The following is a 20568-nucleotide window of genomic DNA, read 5'->3' on the forward strand; positions in this document are numbered from 1 at the left end:
TTCCGGCGGATGGCCGCAGGGCCACCTTGTGACTGGTCGGGCGCGAAATCCGCGCTATAAGGCCGGTTCATTTGATCTGGCCTTGTTCGGTTTGGAATCGCGTCATGGTGTCTTCCTTCAGTCTTATCGTCATCGGCGGCGGCATTACCGGCCTGAGCGTCGCCCTGCGCGCGCTTGATTTCGGGCTGGCGGTGACCGTGGTGGCGAAGGATAAGGTCGAAGACACGACCTCGGCCCTGTCGGCGGGGATGATCGCCCCGGCCATGGAGGCCCTGACCGAACCGCAGCCGGAGCTGTCCTACGCCCGCTATATCGACGCCCAGAAGCACTGGCCGGCCTTTGCCGCCGACCTGGGCCTGTCGGAAATCCTCGAAAGGGCGCAGCCCGCCGTCTGGGTGTGGTCGGGCGATGCGGGCCCGTCGCCGGACGACATGATGGCGCGCTTCACCGCCATGGGCGCCAAGGGGCAGGTGATGGCCGAGGAGGATCTGGGCAAGCTGGGCTTGCACGCGCCGTTGCAGGGCATCGAGATCGTCGGCGAATGGCTGATGGCGGCGGCTCCGGTGCTGGCCTTCTTCAAGGCGCAGTTCGAAGCGCGCGGCGGGCGCTGGATAGACGCTGAGGTCGCCAGGGTAGAGGCGCGGCGTGTCACCCTGAGCGATGGTGCGGGGCTGGAGGCCGGGCATGTGGCGGTCTGCGCCGGCTATGGCGCGGCGGCCTTTGCCGAAGACGTGCCGTCGCTCAGGGTGCTGACGCCGATCAAGGGGCATCTGCTCGATCGTGACGGGCCGACGGACCCGGCGCTGGCCGGGCGGATGGTGCGCTCGCCCTGGGGCTATTGGGTGTTTCTCGACGGCCTGACCAAGTTCGGCGCAACCATGCAGGCAGGCAGGGCCGATGAGGCCGTAGAGCCGGGCGTGATCGATTCGCTGAAGGACAAGGCGCGGAAATTCACACCTTCGACCACAGCCGGACTGGATGCCGTTACGCCGCGCATCGGAGTGCGGGCCGCCGCACCCGATCAATGGCCGCTGATCGGGCGCGACGCCAACGGCGTCTATGTGGCTACGGGTATGCGCCGCAACGGCTGGATATTCGGTCCCTATGCGGCTTCGGTGCTGACGGCGCTGATGACCGGTCAGGAGCCGCCGGAGGGGGCGGAGGCTTACGCGCCGGGGCGGTTCGGTTAAAGCGCAATCCGAAAATTGGGAACCGGTTTTCGGATTCAATTGCGCGCCAGATATGATTCATGAGTCGTTAACCGTGATCGGGCAAAATTTGCCTATTCATTGGTTAATGCGCTGTTCACATGTCCGGCCCTGCGTCCCCTGTTCCCGACTCTTCCGGCCTTTCGCCGCGCAAGCAGAGTGTGCTGTCCGCCATCACGCGCGCGGCTCAGCGTACGGGTGTGGACTTCACCTATCTGCTCAAGACCGCCCAGCGCGAAAGTTCGCTCAACCCGAACGCCAAAGCCCCGACCTCATCGGCGGCGGGCCTGTTTCAGTTCATCGAGCAGACCTGGCTGGCGACGGTGAAAAAGCACGGCGACAAGCACGGCTATGGCGGCTATGCCGACGCCATTCGCCAGGGCGGCAACGGGCAGTACTACGTGACCGACGCTCAGGCGCGCAAACAGGTGCTGGGGCTGCGCTATAATCAGGACGCGGCGGCGGCCATGGCGGCGGAGATGACGGCGGGCAATGCCGCCTATCTGAAAGGCCGCACCGGGCGCAATCCGACGGCGGGCGAACTGTACGCCGCGCACTTTCTGGGGCCTGCGGGGGCGGCCAACCTGATCGAAACCGTCGAACGCCGGCCCGGCGCCTCGGCAGCGTCGCTGTTTCCGGCGGCGGCCGGGGCCAACCGCTCGATCTTCTACCGCAACGGCGCACCGGTCAGCGCGGCGCAACTGATGGCCAACCTCAATTCCAAGGCCGGTGGGGCCGTGGAGATGAACCTGCCCGAAGAAACCGAGGGCGGCGACCTGATGGAGCAGGGGCGCGACGGTTTTCTGCTGGCACGATTGCAGCGCGTGCAGGCGGACGCGCAACTGCTTAATATTGCCTTCGGCAGCGGCACGGGTGATCAGAGCCTGCTGTTTGCCACGCAGCTTATGTCGGCCTTCGGGCCGGAGAAGGAAAAGAGCGAAGAGGGCGATAGCTCCTGGTTCAGCTAACGGAGCGCGGGGACGATTTGCCATCATCTGCGTACTGGAACAGTGTTAAGATTTAAAGATCGTGGGGCCGGCGCTCAAGCAGCGTAGCGGTAGCGCACTAAAAAAAGCCCCACACCCCGATACTGACAAAATGAAAGGCCGGAGTTTTATGCTCCGGCCTTTTTACGTGCACCCGGTCAGGGGCTGCGGGGTCTGCGACCCCGCGTCTTTTTCTCTTGGAAAAGGCGAGGCGCACGACCTCAGACGCTGAGGGCGCGGCGCAGGGCGTCTTCGGACTGCGGCATCAACAGGGGCCTGACGCCCAGCTCGCTCAGGGGCTCGGCCTGCTGACCGTCGGGCAGCAGGGCCAGTATGTTGAGCTTTTCCTGTTCCTGAGTCGAGCGCAGACGCTCCAGCCATTCGGCGACCTTCTGGCGGTTGGCGTCGTTGTCCAGATCCTCGAACGCCCCGGTGGCGATCAGCACGGCGTCGATCTCGCCCTTGGCGGCCAGAGACACGGCGCGGTGGCGCGTGGTGGCGGTCAGGCAGCGGTGGCCGAGGCCTTCCAGCGTGTCGCGCAACTGCACCGAGCGCAGCGAATCGTTGGACACCAGCATGACCTTGAGGCCGGGCGCGGCTTCCTGAACCGGCGCTTCGGGTTCGATGACGGGCCGCGGTGCGCGGGCCGCGGCGTCGAAGGGCAGGTCGATCCAGAATTTCGAGCCGACATCGGGCGTGCTCTGCGCGCCGACATCGCCCTGCATCAGTTCGGCCAGACGTTTCGACAGGTGGAGACCCAGCCCCGCGCCGGAATAGCCGGCCGAGGTGCGCGTCACGCGTTCGTGCGGCAGGAAGGCGCGGGTCAATTCATCGGCTTCGAGGCCGGGGCCGGAATCGACCACCTCCACTCGCAAGCGGCCTTCAGCCGGCGGCAGAAGCTTCACCTCGACTTTGCCCTTGGGCGTGTACTGGATGGCGTTGGCCAGCAGGTGCGACAGGATCTGTTCGACGCGCGGGCCGTCGCCGATGGCCGCGCCGGTTTCGGGCAGGGCGGGCAGGGTCAGGGTGAGGTCCAGCCCCTTGGTCGCGGCCATGTCGTGAAACCCGGCGGCGACGTGACGGATCAGGCCTTCGATGTCGAGCGGCCGCAGGTCCAGCGTCATGTGGCCTGAGCGGGCCTCATCGTCGTCCAGCGTGGTGGTGATCAACCCCAGCAGGTGCTCGATCTCGCTGCGTGCGCTATCGACATAGTGGCGCGGGGCCGGGGCGCGGCTGAGGTGCGACAGGCCCTGAATCAGGGTCTGTTCGACGCTGCGCAGGCCGGTGGCGACTTCACGCGACAGGGTCTGCATCAGCGCCATCTGGTCGCGGGTGAGGGCGTCGCGCGCCGTCAGGGCGGTTTCGCGCTCCTGCGCCGTGCGCAACTGCTCGAAGGCCAGCCGGTAATGCTCCTGCAGGTGGCGGTTCATGATCAGGCCCAGCGCCAGCGCCATGGCCAGGCCGCCGGTGACAAGGCCGGTCCATTGCCCTTCCGGGTGGGTGAGGTTGAGCGCCAGAATGGGCCCCGCCATGGCCAGCGGGGCCAGGGTCAGCAGGAACAGCAGGACCGGCGCGCTGAAGAAGATGACGCCCACCGCCGCGCCGGCGCAGATGGTGGCGAAGACCTGCGCCGCCGCGCCCGCGCCGATGGAGTTCAGCGAGGCCACCAGCAGGCTCAGGGCCCACAGGCCGCCGCACAGCCATTGCCGGCGCAGGCGTACGTTGAGGGACTGACGCGTGATCTGACTGTCGGCCTTCAGCGACGGCTTGAGGAAGAAGAAGGCGGCCCACACGCAGGCGAACAGGGCAAGGTTCACCGCGATCTGCAACGCAGACATGAAATAGTGCGCGCCCCAGATATAGACGGGCAGGCCGATGGCGAAGAAGGCGAGGGCATAGGGCAGCAGACGGACCTGTGCCTTCAGGCCGTAATCGAGCACGATCTGCTCGTGCGTGGGGGCGATGTCTGCGGGGTTGGGCTCTGACATGGCGTCATGGTGGCTCAAACAGATTGCAGTCCCGTTACCGTGGCGCGACCATAACGCGAAAATAAATTAACTTTTGATATGGAGTGCGGGTCTGTGAGGCCTTTCGGTAAGTATTCGTTAAGGGCCGAGGCGGACAATCGGGGCAGAAGTATGCCGCCCGGAGTCGGGGGTATGGATATGTCAGGATGGCCCCATGACCGCTTCGCGTAACCTGCTTTCCGAAATGGACGTCGAACGACTGGTCCGTAGTGATAATGCCGACGATCGCGCCGTCGCCACCCACAAGGTTTGCCGCCTGATGGAGCGCAGCGAACTGAGCGAGGTCGAACGCGCCGCGGCCCAGGAAATCATCCGTCTGCTGGCCGACGACGCCGCCGAACTGGTGCGCAAGTCGCTGTCGGTCACGCTGCGCACCTCCAGCCTGCTGCCGCACGATGTCGCCCTGCGGCTCGCGCAGGACGTGCAGGCCGTGGCCGTGCCGGTCCTCAGCTATTCGCCGGTCTTCAGCGACGACGATCTGGCTGAAATCATTCGTTCGGGCGGTCCGGTGCGTCAGATCGCCGTGGCCCGCCGCGAAACGCTGTCCGAACCCGTCACCACGGCGCTGGCCAGACATGGCGTCGAAGAAGCGGTCGTCATCGCCTGCGCCAACGACAAGGCGCAGTTCAGCGACAGCGGCATGGGCGAGGTGCTCAACCGCTTCGGCGAATCCGAAGTCATCCAGAATACGCTGGTCAATCGCGCGCACCTGCCCGTGTCGATCAGCGAAAAGCTGATTCATATGGTCAGCCAGTCGCTCAGGGAACAACTGGTTTCGCGCCACGCCATCCAGCCGGAAACAGCGGTTCAGATCACCGAGGCGACGCAGGAGCGCGCCACGCTGGACGTCGCCGATCAGACCGGCGCCAGCCGTGACCCGGCGGCTCTGGCCCGCCACCTCGTCGCCGCCGGCCGCATGACGCCGTCCCTGATGCTGCGGGCCTTGGCGCGCGGCCACATGGTCTTCTTCGAGCACGCGCTGGCCGAACTGTCGGGCGTGCCGCACGACCGCACCTGGCTGATGGTGCACGATGCGGGCGCGCTGGGCCTGCGGGCGGTCTATGACCGGGCCGGCCTGCCGGCGCGCATGTTCCAGACCTTCCGCATCGCGGTCGACACCTATCATTCGCTGGCCAGCGAAAACGCCGATCCGGACCTCCTGCGCTTTCAGGCGCGCATGATCGAGCGCTTCCTGACCCAGGTGCCGTTCGCGCCGCGCGAAGACCTCATCTATCTCTATGAGCGCCTGGACCGCGACGCCAAGGGCCGCCGCCGCGGCGCGCCGAAGTCCAGCGATTTGCAGGCGGCCTGATCAGGCGACAGGACAACAGAAAGCCCGCCGTAAAACGGCGGGCTTTTTTTCGTCGGAGGACAGCCGCCTGCTTAGGCCTTCAGCTTATCCATATGTTCCTTCACACGGGCTTCCAGCGTTTCGGCCAGAGCGATGCCGACGGGATGGTTTTCATCCTTGATCTTGCCACGCACGATGGCGCGGATGGCGTCGACATGGGCGTCGAGCAGCACACGCGGCGACTGCATACGGATGACTTCGTCGTCCAGCATCTTGCACACCGAGCCCGCGACGCGGGTGATCAGCGGATAGCCGTAGGTCGTGCCCAGGCCCTTGAGGTCGTGGCAGCGGAAATAGAGCGCTTCGGCGTTCTTTTCGGTCAGGCCGTCGTTGCGGATGGTTTCCTGCGCCTTTTCCAGCTTGGTCACTTCCTCGTCCAGCCAGTTGTCGAACTGACCGGAAAGCGACGACAGGGCTTCCTCCGCCTTGGCGAGGGTGGCCGGATCAAGCGCCCCCATCTTGCCGCCCACCTTGGCGCGCAGCGTGTTGGGGATCTGGATGACCTGGGCTTTTTCGGACATGACGTGGTTATTCCGTGGGGCTGTTTCGTCAACCATACCCCAAACCCCTTTAGGAAGCCCTAATAGGAGACTGAAAGGGATCAGCTCGAAAACTGCTCGGTCAGCACGCGCTCGTCATAGCCGTTGCCGGCGTCGAAGAGGATGGTCGCCGACAGTTCGGGGACCTCGACGATCTCGACTTCGCGGATATGGCGCACTTCGAACGTGTCGGCCGATGCCGCCACCGGGCGCTTGTCGCACTCCAGCACCTCGAAGCGCACCCTGGCCGAATGCGGCAGCAGCGCGCCGCGCCAGCGGCGGGGGCGGAAGGCGCTGATCGGCGTCAGGGCCAGCGCCTGCGCGTCCAGCGGCACGATCGGGCCGTGGGCCGACAGATTATAGGCGGTCGACCCGGCCGGCGTGGCGACCAGCGCGCCGTCGCAGATCAGTTCTTCCAGCCGTTCCTTGCCGTCGATCAGGATGCGCAGCTTGGCGCTTTGATGCGTCTGGCGCAGCAGCGATACCTCGTTGAAGGCCAAGGCCTCGTGCACCTCGCCGCGGCCGTTGGTGGCGGTCATGCGCAGCGGGCTGATACGGGTGTGTTCGGCGCTTTCGATGCGCGCTATCAGATCGGTCTCGCGATATTCGTTCAGCAGGAAGCCGATCGAGCCCATATTCATGCCGAAAATAGGCAGTTCGTCGCGAAAATGGGCGTGGACGCATTCCAGCAGCCAGCCGTCGCCGCCCAGCGCCACCATCACGTCCGGGTCGTTCGCTTCGCCATACCGCTTCCGGAGCACCGCGCAGGCGGCCTGAGCTTCGGGGCGTTCGGAGGCGGTGAAGGCGAGTTTCAGGGACATGAGGTCAGGAAGTAAGAGGGGGGCTGAACAGCGGGTTACCGGTCTTAGCGCACTTAAGGCGTAAAACCAATCAGCGAGAATAGATGGCCATGAGCCTTTGTCGCGCCTCCGAGGCATCGAGGTCGAACAGGCCGCGTACGAAGGCCAGATGACGTGCGTTGATGCGCGGGTGACCGCTGTTCAGGGTTTGAACCTGAGCCAGAATGTTCGGGAAGGTGGCGCGGTCGATGCCGGCGGCGGTCAGCAGCAGGACGAGCGGCACGGCGGAGTCCTGATGCAGGGCGGTATCGACGACCGGCAGCGGCAATCCGGTCAGGCGCGACAGGCCCTGACGGAAGGCGCGGAAGTCGCCCTGTTGCAGGCGGTGGAGGGTCTGCGCCCCGTCGGCCGGCTGGGGCGCACGGAATTGCCGGGCATACAGGCCGTCGAAGCGCGCCAGAAGCGTCTCGCGCAGGTGCGGCCCGACCACATCGAGCAGTTGGGACGCCGCGTCGCGCGTCAGTTGCGGATGCCGCGTCAGCACGGCGCGCAGAGCGATGTCGGCACGGGCGCGGTCGGCCAGAGTCTCGAACTGCGTCTCGCTGAGGCGCAGGTGCCGGTTATTGAGCACGGCGATGGCGACCGTCGCGGCGGCGGTGTTCAGCAGGGCGTCGATGAGTTCGGGACTCAGATGCGGGCGGGCGGCGATCAGGCGGGCCTTATCTTCATCGACGCCGATCAGGGTCAGAAGGTCGGCGTCGCGCAAGGCCGGTGAGTGCAGCAACGCGGCTGAAGCGGGCAGGGGCAGGCGGCACAGGGCGGCGATCAGGCCGGGTTCGGCCCAGTCGGCGCGAGCCAGTTCATCGAGGATCGGCTGGGCGGCATCGGACGGCAGGCCGCGGATCAGCTCGGCCAGCCGTTCGTTCAGCGGGGAAGGGGGTTCGCTGACGTCGCCACCGGCCTGACGCTGCGCCACGGCGTTCAACTGCATCAGGTGCAGAAGCGTGCGGACCTGCGTGATTGGACTAAGCGTGACTGGGCTGAGGCGGCTGGCATCATCCAAAACATCAGGCGCACCGCTCCGCGCGCTCACCTCGGCGGTGGCGCGGTCAGTCACGGGCGCGATGGATGCGGCGGCGGAAATGGCGGACCCTCGGAAACGACTCGGAATACCGGCCTAGTGTTGGCCTTTAGGGTGAAGACTTGCTTAACCATAATCTGTGGTGGCCGTGTGTATGTTCAAGCCTGTAGATGTATAATTTTGACGCGCTCGTTAATGTTGTTTCAACTGTGCGTCCCTAGGGTGAGTGGGATGGTGTGGCAACTATAGGGCTGGCATCCGGCATGTCCCAAGATATCCTTCCCAAAGGACAGGAAAAGACAGGCGGTACGGCGGAGCCCGAGCGGCTGGTGCTGGAACGCGAAGACGCGGTGACGATCATCGAGCGCCTGCGCGAAACCCATGCCGGCGCCGAAGGGCACGCCTTCCTGCTCAAGCTCGACGCGCTGATCGTGCGTCTGGGTTCGAAATGGGACCTTAAGAGCGAACTCGTCTTCGAACATCTCAAGACCGGTTTCGAGCGCCGTTTTCAGGAGCCGAACTGGTGCCTGCGCATCAATGACGACGCCTGGCTGGCCATTATTCCGACGGTCGGATCGCGGCGCGGCGCGCTGGCGGTGACCGAGATGTGGCGCGAACTCGGTAATTTCTTCGTCGGCGACGTGTCCGAACTCCCCGTGCCGATCTACGAGGTGCAGGTCGAGGATGTCGACCGTTTCCTGCTCAGCCCCATCGATCTGAAGACGTGGTTCGACCGGCCTGAAACCGCGCCCGAACGCCTCAAGCCGATCACCGGCGAAACCACAGGCGAAGCCGTGCGCGATCCCGGCGCGGGGCCGCAGATGACCAATATGCAGCGCCCGATGATGGTGGCCGCCACGGTGACGCTGGCGAACCGCACCCTGCGCATCGCCTCATCGAATGAACCCCTGTTCGAGATGAAGAAGATGGTGATGATCGGGCATCGGCTCGAATCTCTCGTCATCGAGGCGGCGGATAATACGCTGCTCGATCGCAAGGCCATGGCCAATATGGACTGGGGTCTGCGCGAGCAGGTCGACATCACCAATGTCGAGCAGGGACTGAAACTCCTGCGTCTGCGCGAAGCCGATCAGCGCAAGATGCTGATGGTCGTGCCGGCCGCGTTCTCAACCTTCGCCTCGCAGCGCGCGCGGCAGAAGATCACCCACGAAGTGGCCAAGGCCGCGACCGAAATGGGGTTGAAGGTGCTGTTCGAAGTGCGCGGACTGGACGGCGTGCCGCCGCACCGCGTGCTGGAAATCGTTTCTCTGATCAAGCCTTTCTGCATGACCGTGGTCGGTCATGTGTCTTCGGACCGCAAGGCCATCTCTGCCCTGTCGAAGTGCGGTCTGTCGGGTGTGTGCATCGAATATGACGGCGTCAAGCGCGATGAGGACGCCCTGAGCGAGCATCTGGCGCAACTGGCGACCGCCGCCAAGCAGGCCGCCGGGGCGTGCATGATCCAGGGCTTCGACAGCTATCGTCAGATGGCCGTGGCGCGTCTGGCCGGCATCACCCATGCCTCGATGAAGGCGGCGGCGATGATGTCGCCGCGCAACGCGACGGCCACGGCCAAAAGCGTCGCCGAAGGGCTGGTCAGCAGCGCCGAGGGCCGTGCGGCGCTCAATGCGCTGGAACGTCCGGAATAGGCCTCAAGCCTTCGAAAACGTGTCGCAGGCATTCGGATCGCCGGCGGCATAGCCGGTGTTGAACCAGAACATCCGTTCCTTCGAGGTGCCGTGCGTGAAGGAATCCGGCACGACCGAACCGCCGCCGCGCTTTTGCAGCGTATCGTCGCCGACCGCCGAAGCGGCATTGATGGCTTCTTCCAGATCGCCCGTCTGCAACCAGTGATACTGGGTGTCCGAACGCCTGGCCCACACGCCGGCATAGCAGTCGGCCTGTAGCTCCAGCTTGACCGACAGGGCGTTGGAGCCGGATTCGCTCAGGCGCTGCTGGGCCTGATGCACTTCGCCCGACACGCCGGTGAGGTTCTGCACGTGGTGGCCGACCTCGTGGCCGATGACGTAGGCCAGCGCGAAGTCGCCCGATGCGCCCAGTTGCTGTTCCAGCGTGCGCGCGAAGTCGAGGTCGAGATAGACGCGACGATCCGCCGGGCAATAGAAGGGCCCCATGGCCGATTGCCCCATGCCGCAGCCCGTCTGCGTGCCCTGCGTGTAGAGAACGATAGTCGAGGGCTCATAGCCCTGAATGGCCGAGGCCCACACGTCGTTGGCCGAGGTGTGCATCACGTCGGCGAAGTCGCAGGCCTTGTCGCCTTCGGGGCAGGCGCCGGCGGCCACGGGTCCGGAGGCCGCGCCGGACACCTGAGAGGTCTGGCTGAGCAGGACCTGAGGGTCGATGCCGAAGACGAAGTAGCCGACCAGCGCGATGACCACCGCGCCGATGCCGCCGCCGCCGATCAGCGCCCCGCCGCCAAGCCCTCTGCGGTCCTCGACCCCGCCGCGGCGTCCGCCTTCCCAATCGACCATGTGCGTCCCTCCTGAGTAGGCCGCCAAGTTTACGCAGCTTTTGCAAGGAGACAATAGGCGAGCGCAATCCGACAAGGTGGGCACCACTTTTCGGAAAAAATTGCGCGATTACTCAAAATTAGAGCGGAATGATTTCTGATGGAATCAATCCGCTCAAGCCGCCATTGCGGCGGGGGCCAAGGTGGCGGAGCCACCGCCCGGCGAGGGCGTAAACAAAATCCAGATCCTCATGTTTCCATAGGAAAACATAATGATCTAGAGCCTGCTCATCCCGCCTTCAGAAGCGCCATCACCATGTCCCAGTGCGCTTGTGACCATTTTTTCAGGTCGTAAGGGGTGCTGCCGCCGATGATCTGGGTCAGCATGATCATGATGCCGGGCGCAATGACGATGTCCTCGATGCCGGCCAGCCGCGCCAGGGCGTCGGGGGCGAATTCCCCGCGCTCGATGCCATGACGGATGAGGGCGCGCAGCCCTTCAATTTCGCCGCCGATCAGCTCAAGCGCATAAAATTGACCGATTTCCGGCACGCGGTGGCTTTCGGAAATGATCAGTCTGAGAATGCCGAGCGTATGTTCATCCTGAAGCAGGTTGGCGTAGAACTGCTCGTGCTCATGGCGCAACTGCGCTTCGGCGGCGCGATCAGGGTCGAGCACGAAGCCTGCGCCTTTGATGGGGTCGGTGACATGGCGGGCGACAGCAATAAACAGATCGGTCTTGGTCGGATAATAGACGTAGATCAGCGCCTTGGAGATGCCGGCGCGTTTGGCGATGTCCTCCAGCCGCGTCGCCGAAAATCCCCGCTGACAGAATTCGTCGCGCGCCGCCTCCAGTATCTGGCCCGGTCGCAGCGCCTTGGCGCGTTCGCGTATGCCCAGCCGCTTGGCGACGGCTTTCAGGCCGCAGGCGTGTTCAGGATCAGTTGGCGCGGTGTGGGGTTTTGGTGGCATTGCTTATTTTTAATACACGGTTCGTTGACTGATGGGTCAATGAAACGATAAGCCTTTACAGATTTCAAGTCTTCAGGATTCCGCTCATGCGCTCCGTTTTCGTTGCTCCTTATATTTTCACGGGTTTCAAACGTTCGGCTTCTCTTGTGGTCATGACGGGCTTTGTGGCGCTTTCCGCGTCTTTGGCCGCCTGCTCCGGCGGGCAGAAGGCGGAGACGGACGACAAGGCCCCCGCCCAAGGCGCTCTGGTCGAGGCGGCGGCGGCCGGTGAAAGCGTCGCGCCTCTGGTGGTGTCGGGCTCCGGCACGGTCGGGGCGTGGCAGGAAGCGCCCATCGGGGCCGAGGTCGGCGGTCTGACGGCGACCGCCGTGCTGGCCGACGAAGGCCAGTACGTGCAGCAGGGCCAGCCGCTTCTGAAGATGAACGACGCCGTGCTGCGCGCCCAGCTCCAGCAGGCGCAGGCGGGCATCCAGAGCGCCAGGGCGCAGGCCGTCGAGGCTCAGCGCGCTTATCAACGCTATAAGGAACTGTTCGACAAGGGCTATGCCTCGCAGGCGGCGCTGGATCAGCGGGAGGCGTCTTTCAAGACGGCGCAGGCTCAGGTCGCTACCGCCGAAGCCACGGCGGCGCAGGCCCAGACGCAACTGAGCCAGACCGTGGTGCGCGCGCCGGTGTCCGGCCTGATCACCTCGCGCACCGCCGTGGCGGGTCAGATCGTCGGGGCGGGCACCGAGCTTTTCCGCATCGTGCGCGACAACCGCATCGAAATGAACATGGAAGTGGTCGAGACCGAACTGAGCGCGGTCAAGGCCGGGATGAGCGCCACGGTGACCGGTGAGACGGGTCAGAGCGTCACCGGCACGGTCCGCGTGGTCACGCCGGTGGTCGATCAGCAGACGCGGCTGGGCTATGCGCGCATCAGCATCCCCGCCAATGCCGGCTTCAAGCCGGGGCAGTTCGCCCGCGCCTCGATCACCGTCGGCGACCAGAACGTCGTGACCATTCCGCAAAAGGCCGTCGTCTATCAGCAGAACCAGCCGGTGGCCTTCGTGCTGGGCGCCAATAACAAGGTGACGGCGCGCAAGCTGACGACCGGCGCGCTGGTCGGTCAGAACATCGTCGTGGCGCAGGGCGTGACCCCGGGCGAAAAGGTCGTCACCTCCGGCGCGGGCTTCCTGGTCGATGGCGACACGGTGCGTATCGGCAAGGCCGCTGGCGGGAAGCAATAGCCATGAGCCAGCCACCCGCCACGCCGACGCGCGCGACCATTTCTTCGTGGTCGATCCGCAACCCGATTCCGACCATCCTGTTCTTCATCGTCATGACGATCGTGGGGATTCAGGCCTATAGCGCCCTGCGCATCAACAACTTCCCCGACATCGACCTGCCGGTGGTCACCGCCACCTATATCCAGTCGGGGGCCGCCCCGGCGGAACTGGAAACCCAGGTCACGCGCCGCGTCGAAGATGCGGTGTCCGGTATCGGCTCGGTCAAGCACATCACCTCCTACGTCAATGACGGGGTGTCGACGACCGCCATCGAATTCCAGTTGGGGGTCAATCTCGAAAAGGCGACCAACGACGTGCGCAACGCCGTGGCGCAGATCCGTTCGGACCTGCCCGCCGACGTTGAGGACCCGATCATCCAGCGCGAGGAAGCCTCAGGCGAGGCGCTGATCAACTACATCATCCGCGGCGACGGCATGAATCCGGAGCAGCTCTCGTGGTTCGTCGATAACGAAATCGAGAAGAAGATCCTCGCCAACAAGGGCGTGGCCAAGGTCGACCGCTATGGCGGGGCCGACCGTGAAATCCGCATCCAGCTCAACCCGGCGCTGCTGGCCGGGCAGGGGATCACCGCTGCCGAAGTGTCGAACCAGTTGCGCGCCATCAATGTCAATCTGCCCGGCGGGCGGCTTGAGGTCGGCGGCTCGGAACAGTCGATCCGCACGCTGGGCAACGCGCCGTCGGTGGACGCCCTGCGCGAGACCCGCATCAACCTGCAAAGCGGCGGTTCGGTGCGCCTGGGCGATCTGGGGCAGGTCATCGACACCTGGGCCGAGCCGCGCTCGCGCGCCCGCTTCGACGGCAACGAAGTGGTGGGCTTCGGCGTCTTCCGCTCCATCGGCTCGTCGGAAGTCGACGTCGCCGAAGCCGTGCGCAAGACGATGGCCGAGGTCGCCAAGACCCATCCTAACGTCGTGATCAAGGAAGTGACCTCGTCGGTGGACGCGGTCAATGAGAGCTTCCTCGCCTCGATGGAGACCCTGCTGATCGGGGCGGCGCTGGCCGTTTTCGTGGTGTGGCTGTTCCTCAGGGACCTGCGGGCGACCTTCGTTTCGGCCATGGCCATGCCGATGTCGCTGCTGCCGACCTTCTTCGTCATGTGGATCATGAACGACTCGTTCAACGTGGTGTCGTTGCTGGCCCTGTCGCTGACCATCGGCATTCTGGTCGACGACGCCATCGTGGAAATCGAAAACATCGTCAGACACATACGCGACGGCAAAAAACCTTACGAGGCCGCTATCGAAGCCGCCGACGAGATCGGTCTGGCAGTGGTCGCAACGACCGCCACCATCATCGCCGTCTTTGCGCCGGTGGGCTTCATGCCGGGCATAGTGGGGCAGTTCTTCAAAAGCTTCGCACTGGCCGCCTGCGTCTCGGTCTTCTTCTCGCTGGTCGTGGCGCGGACCCTGACCCCGCTGATGGGCGCGTACATCATGCGCGCCCAGAAGGGCAAGGTGCACGGCGACCCCTTCTGGATGAAGGACTATCTGAAAATCCTCGAATGGGGTCTGCACGCGCCGCTGAGTTGGCGCGGCGTCTTCCTGACGCTCGGTCTGGGCGTCGGCCTGGTGCTGGCCGTCGCCGGCGGCGCGGAACTGCTGATGCAGGGCAAGGGCCTGATCACCCTGGGGGTCGGGATTGCGCTGATCGGGGCCGGGGTGTTTCTGGGTCTGCTCAGCGGCAGTAATCCCGTCCGCGCGCGCTGGCCGTTGCTGGGGCTGATGCTGGGTCTGATCCTGCTGGCGGTGATGAACGCCGCCGGGCCCTTCATGCCTCCGCCGCCCAATGCCCCGCCGGTCGCCGCCGAAGCGTCGAAAACCGGGGCCTATATCGGCGCGGCCATCGGCTTTGCCATCTTCGCCCTGCTGGCCTTCGGCGTGTGGCGCCTGTTCCGCAAGCACGGCGGCGAAGCCCTGACCATGCGCTGGGGTGTGCTGGGCCTCGGAATCGGCTTCTTCGTCCTGTCGATGTTCGTCGCCACCAAGCTGCCGGGCGAGTTCATCCCCGTGGGCGATGTCGGCCGCTCCTTCCTCAAGATCGAACTGCCGCCCGGTTCGCGCCTCGACGAGACCGACGCCGTCGTCGATTCGCTGATGGAGGATTTGAAGAAACGCCCCGAAGTGCGCAGCACCTTCGCGTGGATCGACCTTCGCGACGCCACCATCATCGTCAACCTTGTCCCCCGTCACGATCGCAAGCTGACGCAACAGGAGTTCGAGGCCGACTTCAACGCTGCGGCCAAGCGCTATCCCGGCGTGCGCACCTCCTTCGGCACTGAAGGCGGCGGGGGCGGGGCGGTCAGCTTCACCCTCGTGTCGGACAATCCCGAAGACCTGGAGCGCGCCTCGCGCGAGCTTGAGCGTCAGATGCGCGGCCTGAAGGAGCTTCAGAACGTCTCATCGGCCTCGAACCTTGCGCGTCCCGAAGTCATCGTGACGCCCAAGGCCGATCAGGCGGCGCTGCTGGGCGTCTCGGCTCAGGCGATTTCGCAGGCGGCACGCGTGGCGACAGTCGGCGATTTCGACCAGATCCTCGCCAAGTACAATGTCGGCGACCGGCAAATCCCGATCCGCGTCCTGCTCGATACCGAGGCCCGGACCGATCTCGGCAACCTGGCCGACCTCAAGGTGCCGACCAATACCGGGACCGCGGTGCCGCTGTCGTCCGTGGCCGATATCCACTTCGGTTCCGGCCCGATCCAGATCACCCGTATCGACCGCTCACGCAGTGCCACGGTGAAGGGCGACCTGCCCGTCGGCGTGCCGGGTGGCGTGGCGCAGGCCGCCGTGCGCAACCTGCCGATTATGAAGAACCTGCCCGTCGGAACCCAGGAACTGGTCACCGGCGAACAGGAGGCGCAGGCGGAAATGGGCGCGGGCTTCGGCATGGCCATCGTCACCGGCGTCATGCTGATGTACGTGGTGCTGGTGCTGCTGTTCCGCAGCTTCACCATCCCCATCACCATCCTGACGGCGTTGCCGCTCAGCTTCGGCGGGGCCTTCTTCCTGCTGCTGGTGTCGGGCAGTTCGCTGTCCATGCCGGCGTTGATCGGCCTCATCATGCTGATGGGCATTGCGGCGAAAAACTCGATCCTTTTGGTCGAATACGCGCTGGAAGCTATCAAGGATGGCAAGTCGCGGCACGAGGCCCTGATGGACGCCGCCCATAAACGGGCGCGGCCGATCATCATGACCACCGTGGCCATGGGGGCGGGGATGCTGCCCATCGCCGTGGGCTGGGGGGCGGACGTCGCCTTCCGTCAGCCGATGGCCATTGCGGTGATCGGCGGGATTATCACCTCGACCCTGCTGTCGCTGCTGTTCGTGCCGGTGGCCTATACGCTGGTGGACGACTTCGCCAAATTCCTGGGGCGGCATACCAACCGGTTCTTCCGTCCGGAGAAGGAAGAGGAACCGCAGAGGATCTTGGAGTAGTGCCCTTCTGTACCTCCCCGGCTATGTCGGGGAGGCGGACCGCACGAGATTGCCGATAGGCAGGTGAGATGTGGTGGTGGGGTGTCTTTGTGGGGTTTCAGCGGACTGAGTGGGTGGACGTATCGCAAGATACCCCACCACCACGCCCTGACGGGCGCGGTCCCCCTCCCCACCAAAGGTGGAGAGGTATGATTACCCTGTCGCGCCATCGGCGATCAGGAACTCGCGGATCGAAGCCGCCGGCACGTCCTTGGCCACAAACGCTTCGCCAATCGCCTTGACCAGCACGAAGACCAGTTTGCCGCCCTCGGCCTTCTTGTCGTGGCCCATGTGGCGGATCAGCGTGTCGGCATCGAAGGCCGCATTGCGGATATGGTTCATCTGCGTCGGCAGGCCGGACCTGGCGATGGCGGCTACGGCACGGTCGGCGTCGGCCTGCGAACACAGGCCCGCGCGCGCCGAATAACGGAAGGCCATGCCCATGCCGATGGCCACGGCTTCGCCGTGCAGCAGGGCGTCGCCGAAGCCCAGTTCGGCCTCCAGCGCGTGACCGAAGGTATGCCCCAGATTGAGCAGGGCGCGCTGACCGCCTTCGCGCTCGTCGGCGGCGACGATCTCTGCCTTCATCTCGACGCTGCGGGCAACCGCGTGCTCGATGGCGGCGGGCTCCAGCGCCAGAACGGCCTGATCGTTGGCCTCCAGCCACTCGAAAAACGCCTTGTCGCCCAGCAGGCCGTACTTGATCACCTCGGCATAGCCGCAGCGGATTTCGCGCGCGGGCAGGGTGCCCAGCACATCCAGATCGCACAGGACCAGACGCGGCTGATGGAAGGCCCCGATCAGGTTCTTGCCCTTGGGGTGGTCGATGGCCGTCTTTCCGCCGACGCTGGAATCGACCTGCGCCAGAAGCGTGGTCGGGATCTGCACGAAGTCGATGCCGCGCATATAGACCGAGGCCCCGAAGCCGGTCAGGTCGCCGATGACGCCGCCGCCCAGGGCGATGACCACGTCCTTGCGGTCCAGCCCGGCATCGACCATGCCGTCGGTCAGGTCTTTCAGGCCCTCCCACGACTTGGTCTCTTCGCCCGCGGGCAGGGTCAGTATCTGCGCGGCGATGCCCTCGGCCTCCAGCACCTCTTTCAGACGTACGGCGTGCAGCGGGCCGACATGCGTGTCGGTGACGATCAGGGTGCGGCGGTTTTTCAGAAACGGCAGGACGCGCGTACCCGCCGAAGAGATCAGGCCGGCGCCGACTTCGACGTCGTAAGGGCGGAAATCGCCACCGGAAACAGGAATGGTGGTCATCAGTTTTTGTCCAGAAAAGCTTGCAACGCACTCAGCACCAGTTCGACGCTTTTGGCGTGCGACTGATCGCCGGTGTCGACCGTAATGTCGGCCTTGGCATAGAAAGGGTAGCGGTTCTTTTCGTGTTCGCGCAGCACCTCCATCGGGTCGCGGTCGCGCAGCAGCGGGCGGTGGTTGCGGTTGGCAACGCGCCGCGCAATGACGCGCAAATCGGTCTTAAGCCACACGGTGATGGCCTTCTGGCGGATGGCGTCATGCGTCGTCGGCTGCACGAAGGCCCCGCCGCCTGTCGCCAGTATCTGCGGACCGTCATCGAGCAGGCGCGAAATAACCTTCTGTTCGCCATCGCGGAAACCGGCTTCACCAAAAGCAGCGAAGATGTCGGCGACGCTGAGGCCCGCGGCCTTTTCGATCTCTTCGTCGGCGTCGCGGAAGGGCACGGCCAGTGCGTCGGCCAGACGCCGCCCGACCGTGGTCTTGCCCACGCCCATCAGGCCCACCAGCGCCACCGGGCGCGGCAGGATCAGGCGGGGCTCAGTCTGTGTCGAGGTCTCAGGCACGGCGCGCGGCCCCCGTGCACGGAAAATCGGTATGCATAAGGCTGCTTTACACGATGTTTAGGGGATTGGGCCAGAAATAAGAAGTTAACCGTGTTTCAGGTCCCGCATGTCCCCCGATCCGCTCACCTCTTTTTTCCAGATGCTCAGCGTCGAACGCAATGCCTCGCCGCGCACGCGCGAGGCCTACGGGCAGGACCTGCTCGACCTGCAAACCCATGCGGGCGTGAATGCCGACGGGCTGCTGAAACTGGGGGAAACCGACATAGCCGGATTTTTCACCGCGCTGGATGCGCGCGGGCTGGCCTCTTCGACGCTTCAGCGCAAACGCTCCGCCGTGCGGCAGTTCTATCGCTTTTGCGTGCTGGAAGGTCTCATCGAGGCCGACCCCAGCCGCAAGATCGCCGCGCCTAAAAAGGGCCGGCCGCTGCCGAAAATTCTCAGCCGCGCCGAGGTGGACGCGCTGATCGCCGCCGCCGATGCCAAGGACGCGCATCAGGCCATCCGGCTGCAATGCCTGATCGAAATCGCCTATGCGTCGGGGATGCGCGTGTCGGAGATCGTGGCCTTGCGCCTCGACGCCGTGCAGAAAGACCCGGCCTTCCTGATCGTCAAGGGCAAGGGCGGGGCCGAGCGTCTGGTGCCGCTCAACCCGTCGGCGCGGATGGCCATCAAGGACTATCTCGATATCCGGCCGTTGTTTCTGGGGGCGAAGGACAAGGCCAATCCCTACCTCTTCTGCTCGCGCGGGGCCGAAGGACACCTGACGCGCCGCCGCGTGGGGCAGTTGCTGGACGAAGCGGCCATCGAGGCCGGGATCGACCCGGCGCGCGTGTCGCCCCACGTGCTGCGCCACGCCTTCGCCACCCATCTGCTCGAAGGCGGGGCTGATCTGCGCGTCGTGCAGACACTTCTGGGCCATGCCGATATTTCGACCACCCAAGTCTATACCCACGTCGCCACCGAGCGGCTGAAAGAGATCGTCGAAACCCACCACCCGTTGTCGCGAAAGCGGGCCGGTTAAACAGTTCGCCTGTTCGGGCATATTGCCCCCCGAGCCGACTTAAGCTAAACGCCAAGGTTTGTAACGGAACCTGAGTCCCGGAAGATCATGCGCCATTATCTCGAATTCGAACGTCCGATCGCCGATCTGGAAGCCAAGATCGAGGAGTTGTCGGCCCTGTCGTCTTCGGGGGGCGCCAATCTCGACGCCGAAATCCGCGCCCTGCGCGAGCGCACCCAGGTCCTGATCAAGGAAACCTACGACCGTCTTGAGCCGTGGCAGAAGACCATGGTCGCCCGCCACCCGGAGCGTCCGCATCTGGTCGATTATCTCAACGATCTGATCGAAGATTTCGTGGAACTGCGCGGCGATCGTAAATTCGGCGACGATCAGGCCATTGTCGGCGGTCTGGGCCGGTTCCGCGGCCGTTCGGTCGTCGTCATGGGCCATGAGAAGGGCCACGACACCAATTCGCGCCTGCGCCACAATTTCGGCATGGCCCGCCCGGAAGGCTACCGCAAGGCGGTGCGCCTGATGGATATGGCCGAACAGTACGGCCTGCCGGTCATCACCTTTGTCGATACCGCCGGGGCCTATCCGGGCATCGGCGCCGAGGAACGCGGTCAGGCTGAGGCCATTGCGCGCTCGACCGAACGCGGCCTGACGCTGAAGGTGCCGTTTATCTCGACCGTGACGGGCGAGGGCGGTTCGGGCGGAGCCATCGCGCTGGCCGCCGCCAACCGCGTGCTGATCCTTGAGCACTCCATCTATTCGGTCATTTCGCCGGAAGGCGCGGCCTCGATCCTGTGGCGCGACGGCTCGCGCGCCAAGGACGCCGCCGACCAGATGAAGATCACTGCGCCCGACCTGCTGAAACTCGGCATCGTCGATCGCATTATCGAAGAGCCGGCGGGCGGCGCCCACGCCGACCGCGACGCGGCGATCAAAAAGGTCGGCGACGTGGTCGAAAGCGAGCTTCAGGCGCTGGATTACCTCTCGCCCGATCAACTGGTGGCCCAGCGCGCCGAGCGCTTCTACAAGATCGGCCAGATGGGACTGGTTTAAGCCTAAAAACCCACCGTCTTCGACCCCTCACCCTTGCCGAAGGTCAGGCTTTTGGTCACGCCATTGAGGCGCACATTGACCAGCCCGACGCCGGTCTTGGGTGAGTTCGGGAACAGGCCATAGCCAATGTTCACGCTCTTTGGTGCGCCGTTCAGCTTGCCCCGATAGGTGAATTGCAGGTCGTCGCCCCAAGCCTCGAACGCAAAGAAGTTCAGCCTTTGACCATTGACCGTAAAGGCGTCGTGCAGGTGTGCCTGCAAGGCCGTCAGGGCGTCGGAATCGTCCACGGACGGCTGGGCGTCGGGGGCCAGTTCGACCAGTTCCGGCTCGGTGTCGTGGGCCGACAGGGTATGCGTCACCGTCACTTCGCCGTCCGGTGTGATCTCCACCACACTCAACGTATGATGACCGCGATGGGCGAGGGCCGGAGAGGCGAAGACCAGTCCTAGAGCCGACAGAAGCACAGCACGCCTTCTAACCC

17 protein-coding genes are annotated in these 20568 nt (G+C 64.8%); 8 read left to right on the forward strand and 9 right to left on the reverse strand.

Features of this window, described 5'->3' with window-relative positions:
- The first annotated feature begins 104 nt into the window (after positions 1 to 104).
- A complete protein-coding gene (locus LH365_RS05390) occupies positions 105 to 1190 on the forward strand; it encodes an FAD-binding oxidoreductase (protein WP_226745147.1) in 1086 nt (361 codons plus the stop codon).
- Between the two features lie 119 nt (positions 1191 to 1309).
- The gene (locus LH365_RS05395) at positions 1310 to 2176 is read left to right on the forward strand and encodes a transglycosylase SLT domain-containing protein (RefSeq protein WP_226745148.1); all 867 of its coding nucleotides are present in this window, start codon (positions 1310 to 1312) and stop codon (positions 2174 to 2176) included.
- Between the two features lie 239 nt (positions 2177 to 2415).
- Here LH365_RS05395 and LH365_RS05400 read toward each other — a convergent pair whose 3' ends face one another.
- Positions 2416 to 4182, reverse strand: a complete 1767-nt coding sequence (locus LH365_RS05400) for a HAMP domain-containing sensor histidine kinase (protein WP_226745149.1) — start codon at positions 4180 to 4182, stop codon at positions 2416 to 2418.
- A 193-nt stretch (positions 4183 to 4375) separates the two neighbouring features.
- Between LH365_RS05400 and LH365_RS05405 the strand changes: the two genes are divergently transcribed.
- Complete coding sequence (locus LH365_RS05405; protein WP_226745150.1) at positions 4376 to 5533, forward strand: DUF2336 domain-containing protein; 1158 nt, start codon at positions 4376 to 4378, stop codon at positions 5531 to 5533.
- Between the two features lie 71 nt (positions 5534 to 5604).
- Here LH365_RS05405 and LH365_RS05410 read toward each other — a convergent pair whose 3' ends face one another.
- The 3 genes from LH365_RS05410 to LH365_RS05420 form a co-directional block, all read right to left on the reverse strand.
- On the reverse strand, positions 5605 to 6093 hold the full coding sequence (locus LH365_RS05410; protein ID WP_226745151.1) for an Hpt domain-containing protein: 489 nt from the start codon (positions 6091 to 6093) through the stop codon (positions 5605 to 5607).
- Positions 6094 to 6173: 80 nt separating this feature from the next.
- Entirely contained in the window at positions 6174 to 6932 is a 759-nt protein-coding gene (locus tag LH365_RS05415; protein WP_226745152.1) for an NAD kinase, read from the reverse strand.
- Positions 6933 to 7002: 70 nt separating this feature from the next.
- A complete protein-coding gene (locus LH365_RS05420; RefSeq protein ID WP_226745153.1) occupies positions 7003 to 8028 on the reverse strand; it encodes a DUF2336 domain-containing protein in 1026 nt (341 codons plus the stop codon).
- A gap of 227 nt (positions 8029 to 8255) precedes the next feature.
- On the opposite strand from LH365_RS05420, the gene LH365_RS05425 reads away from it, so the two are divergent.
- Positions 8256 to 9641, forward strand: coding sequence for a hypothetical protein (locus tag LH365_RS05425; protein ID WP_226745154.1), 1386 nt, complete (start codon positions 8256 to 8258; stop codon positions 9639 to 9641).
- A gap of 3 nt (positions 9642 to 9644) precedes the next feature.
- Here LH365_RS05425 and LH365_RS05430 read toward each other — a convergent pair whose 3' ends face one another.
- Complete coding sequence (locus LH365_RS05430) at positions 9645 to 10484, reverse strand: neutral zinc metallopeptidase (protein ID WP_226745155.1); 840 nt, start codon at positions 10482 to 10484, stop codon at positions 9645 to 9647.
- 266 nt (positions 10485 to 10750) lie between these two features.
- On the reverse strand, positions 10751 to 11434 hold the full coding sequence (locus LH365_RS05435; RefSeq protein ID WP_226745156.1) for a TetR/AcrR family transcriptional regulator: 684 nt from the start codon (positions 11432 to 11434) through the stop codon (positions 10751 to 10753).
- Between the two features lie 86 nt (positions 11435 to 11520).
- On the opposite strand from LH365_RS05435, the gene LH365_RS05440 reads away from it, so the two are divergent.
- Together LH365_RS05440 and LH365_RS05445 are read left to right on the forward strand one after the other, a co-directional pair.
- Positions 11521 to 12663, forward strand: a complete 1143-nt coding sequence (locus LH365_RS05440; protein ID WP_226745157.1) for an efflux RND transporter periplasmic adaptor subunit — start codon at positions 11521 to 11523, stop codon at positions 12661 to 12663.
- Between the two features lie 2 nt (positions 12664 to 12665).
- Entirely contained in the window at positions 12666 to 16157 is a 3492-nt protein-coding gene (locus tag LH365_RS05445; RefSeq protein ID WP_226745158.1) for an efflux RND transporter permease subunit, read from the forward strand.
- A gap of 192 nt (positions 16158 to 16349) precedes the next feature.
- On the opposite strand, the gene aroB is transcribed toward LH365_RS05445, so the two are convergent.
- Positions 16350 to 17462 carry a 3-dehydroquinate synthase gene (aroB, locus tag LH365_RS05450; protein WP_370639741.1) on the reverse strand — a complete coding sequence of 371 codons (1113 nt, stop codon included), beginning with the start codon at positions 17460 to 17462 and terminating at the stop codon, positions 16350 to 16352.
- Positions 17462 to 18022, reverse strand: coding sequence for a shikimate kinase (locus tag LH365_RS05455; protein ID WP_226745159.1), 561 nt, complete (start codon positions 18020 to 18022; stop codon positions 17462 to 17464). The genes aroB and LH365_RS05455 overlap by 1 nt, the downstream gene beginning before the upstream one ends.
- Before the next feature lie 106 nt (positions 18023 to 18128).
- Between LH365_RS05455 and LH365_RS05460 the strand changes: the two genes are divergently transcribed.
- Together LH365_RS05460 and LH365_RS05465 are read left to right on the forward strand one after the other, a co-directional pair.
- Positions 18129 to 19043 carry a site-specific tyrosine recombinase gene (locus LH365_RS05460; RefSeq protein ID WP_226745160.1) on the forward strand — a complete coding sequence of 305 codons (915 nt, stop codon included), beginning with the start codon at positions 18129 to 18131 and terminating at the stop codon, positions 19041 to 19043.
- Between the two features lie 84 nt (positions 19044 to 19127).
- Positions 19128 to 20087, forward strand: coding sequence for an acetyl-CoA carboxylase carboxyltransferase subunit alpha (locus LH365_RS05465; RefSeq protein WP_226745450.1), 960 nt, complete (start codon positions 19128 to 19130; stop codon positions 20085 to 20087).
- A gap of 2 nt (positions 20088 to 20089) precedes the next feature.
- Here LH365_RS05465 and LH365_RS05470 read toward each other — a convergent pair whose 3' ends face one another.
- A complete protein-coding gene (locus LH365_RS05470) occupies positions 20090 to 20551 on the reverse strand; it encodes a DUF6702 family protein (protein WP_226745161.1) in 462 nt (153 codons plus the stop codon).
- Positions 20552 to 20568 lie beyond the last annotated feature (17 nt).

This window comes from Asticcacaulis sp. AND118 (assembly GCF_020535245.1).
Taxonomy (GTDB): Bacteria; Pseudomonadota; Alphaproteobacteria; order Caulobacterales; family Caulobacteraceae; genus Asticcacaulis.